The organism is Chryseobacterium sp. OV279 (genome assembly GCF_900128945.1).
GTDB lineage: Bacteria > Bacteroidota > Bacteroidia > Flavobacteriales > Weeksellaceae > Chryseobacterium.
The window spans coordinates 1-3501 of sequence record NZ_FQUD01000008.1; the positions used below are offsets into that span (position 1 = coordinate 1).

Consider the following 3501-nt stretch of genomic DNA (forward strand, 5'->3'; position numbering starts at 1 on the left):
CTACACCTAAATTGGTATCTGCCCAAGCGCGTATCTGGGAAGTCGCTACACGTGTTGTACCATTGTAACCCTCAAATATAATATTTCCTAACATCATGCCGGATGTAACTGCTTCAGGTGTTGTAGCGCTAAGATTGCTTAGACGGGTTAATACCATACTTGGTTGAAGCGCCCATCTGTGTATCCCAAAATTTTGGTTTACAGCAAGTTTTTGACCTACGAGTGTAGTAGGAAGTATAGGAGAAGAAGAAGTCAAAGCGTTTGGAAAACCAATCAGTACACGACCTTCCTGGTAGATGTTATCTGTATTATTAGTCGCTTGATTAGCAGTTCCCAAAACATTCCAAGGTTCTATAGAGGTAGAAGGAACAGTACCTGCTACAAATTTTTGCCATACATTGGCAACACTGTCAAAATAATAGTAGCCAGGTGACGTTACATTTATTCTTTGCCCAGTTGCGTTTCCGCCAACAATATCTGTAACATAAATCAAAGCACCATTTTGGTTTGTTCCATATGTTGCTGTAAGTGACGATAGTTCTAATCGGGTAAGTCTAGGCGCTTGCAAACCGACAGTTTGCGCGTTGTCGGTTATGGCTCCGGATGTATTTCTCTTTGCATTTACATCTAATGTAGTTCTAGGAGTTTCAGTATTTACACCAACTTGGGCAGATACTAATCCTGATCCTAAAAGAGAAAGTACAATAATTTTTCTTTTCATAAATATTGCTTTGTTTTTCGGCAATATTATGGCAAAATGTGGAAGTGTAAAATGTTTTATATGTGAAAACCTTTGTTTTTATGAGATGATTAAAAATATTAATGAGCTGATTTTCAGAATCATTTATTTGTAAATCTCGATTTTCTCAATTTCATTTCTTCTTTGCCCAATATATGCAGAAGGTGGCAAATTTGTTATCTTTTTGAATACTAAAGCAAACGTATTTCGTGAATTGAATCCCGAAATATCTGCCAAGTAGCTGATTTTATAATTGAGTAAATTAGAGTCTCTATCAATTTATTTTATAATATAATCTATCCTCAGTTCATAGATGTAGATATTGAAATTTTTAAGTTTTTAAATAAATTTGCTCTACAGACAAGTGCAATATAGAGCAAATTTTCTCACGATACATATCAATACCTGCTAGTTTATATTTAGTACAATTTTGTAGTCATACCAATTATTGATTTGCAGCAACTGAAGACAGATAAGTTATATGTGTAAACATATTTGTCTTAGATGATATAATTTTTATATTACCATTAGAAGTATTAACTGTAGTATTAAAGTCTGTATAGCATCGTGCTCCCAAAGAATAACCATTCCCTAAATAACGATAAGTGTTAGTATCAACACTAGTCATTTCGGTGGGCTCATTATCAACAGATTTCGTATTTATATATTTTGGTTCCCAAACATTACTATACAGTCCAGTAGCAAAATCAAGACGATTAACTACAATAATTTTCGTGTTCACTGGAGAGAGAAAACCAGCACAAGAACTATAATGCACAAGATCTACTGCACAAGAAGACTGAGGCTGTGTTGGGTCGTAACACTTTCCTTCGTAAATGGTCAATTGCTTATTAGCAGCAGTAGTTGATTGATTTATAAAACCATTTGGTGGCGGAACTGATGCTTCTTGCAATTTTAAAACCCCCTGTGAATCAGCAATTACAATTTTGTTCGATGTGTTTGCCAAACTTGAAATCCTTGTTTGCCCCACTACATGTAGCTTTTCGGACGGTGAAGTTACGCCAATACCCAAATTACCAGTAGATGTAATTCTCATCTTTTCTGACGGCTCGTTTCCAGTTCCAGTATTGAATTGTAAATCTGCAGGTAAACTTGTTGCACTCACTGTTCCATTTACAATTCCCTTAATACTCGCTGATTCTATATAATTAGGATTAGCTCCAGTAGCAACATTTCCTCCGAAAACTAATGTTCCTAGACCATCTCCGGTTACTACAGGAAGTGCAGCCCCTACAGTACCTCTGGTTTTCATTAGAGCAACTTGTCCTGAGCTACTAGCAACGTTGCCAGTAAACGCCTGAATTTGAATATCATCTGAAGCATTACCATCTCCTACAATTGATAGAGCTCTTGGAATGCCTCTAGATTGAAAATACGTGGGATTAGCCTGACTTATACCAATGAATCCTGATTGATAAATATTTTGGTTGTTTACAGTTGCATCATTAGTTGAATTGCCGACCTTCCAAGGCTCTGTAGTGGTTGCTGGAATATTACCTGCTACAAATTTTTGCCATACATTGGCAACACTGTCAAAATAATAGTAGCCAGGAGTGGTTACATTTATTCTTTGCCCGGTTGTATTTCCACCAGCAATATCTGTAACATAAATCAAAGCGCCATTTTGGTTTGTTCCATATGTTGCTGTAAGTGACGAAAGTTCTAATCGGGTAAGTCTAGGTGCCTGCAAACCGACAGTTTGTGCATTATCAGTAATTACTCCAGAAGTATTTCTCTTTGCATTTACATCCATTGTAGTTCTAGGTGTGTCTGTGTTTACACCTACTTGGGCAGATACTAATCCTGATCCTAAAAGAGAAAGTAAAATAATTTTTTTTTCATAATCGTTAATATAAAATTTAATGAAAAGAACATTTTGTAAAAAAAATCAATTGTAAAACCTACTAAAGTTTTCTAAATATTTCAAAACCAATAAATACTGTAAAAATATGTATCTATACACTCTATACCATCAGTTTCTTCAAATGCAACAAATATTTCGTCTACTATTTGTCTTACTTGTGAACTCATTATCTTCGCTAGCTAGTAATGCGTCCAGTATTAAATAATAAATCTATAGGCAAACCGCTTGCATTGGCTGTCACATTTGCGATAATTTAATTTTTTTTCTCTGATTAATTTACTTAATCTGTCAAATTAGGCCACCAAAAAGATCCATCACAAATCAACTCGATAAACTGAAATCTCCAGTTATTACCTGATATAGTTAATGTTCCTGATCCTGTAGGTTTAGTAGTTCCTGGAGGCAATGTACCAGTACCTGCCATATTAGCTGTAGTAACTCCATTTATAGTTAAACTTGGTGGATCACCTCCATAAAGATAAAAACGAATAACCACTCCTCCATAAGCTGAACTTGCGGTAGGGAGTGTGACTGTATGCGCCTTATCAATAAAATAAAAATCTTTTATTTGTTCTGGTGCGAAATTAGTCCAGTTAGAAGTTCCATTTAGTGATAAATTAGCAAAAGTAGTAATACGGGTTTTTAGGTTTCCATTACTATCTACCACGACATTTCTATCTGCTACAGAAGTAGATAGAGGGGTATCAGTGATTCGTGCTTGACCTACTACATGAAGTTTTGTTGTTGGGTTATTAGTTCCAATCCCGACATTACCTGCAGACGTAATTCTCATCTTTTCAGATGGATTATTCGCACTCCCTGTATTGAATTGTAAATCTACAGGTAAATTCGTACCATTTACTGTTCCATTGACAAC

General features: G+C 35.5%; 1 protein-coding gene and 2 pseudogenes. All 3 read right to left on the reverse strand.

Annotation, left to right across the window (positions count from 1 at the left end; genetic code table 11):
- A pseudogene (locus tag BUA72_RS24085) lies at positions 1-721 on the reverse strand (hypothetical protein); the annotation flags it as partial.
- 463 nt (positions 722-1184) lie between these two features.
- Entirely contained in the window at positions 1185-2513 is a 1329-nt protein-coding gene (locus BUA72_RS24090; protein ID WP_072925894.1) for a hypothetical protein, read from the reverse strand.
- Between the two features lie 391 nt (positions 2514-2904).
- Positions 2905-3501, reverse strand: a pseudogene (locus tag BUA72_RS24590) (hypothetical protein); the annotation flags it as partial.

What these genes read in the sequence shown, in the direction of transcription:
- BUA72_RS24090 (WP_072925894.1), bottom strand. Translation starts at nt 2,513, where the DNA reads ATGGATGTAAATGCAAAGAGAAATACTTCTGGAGTAATTACTGATAAT.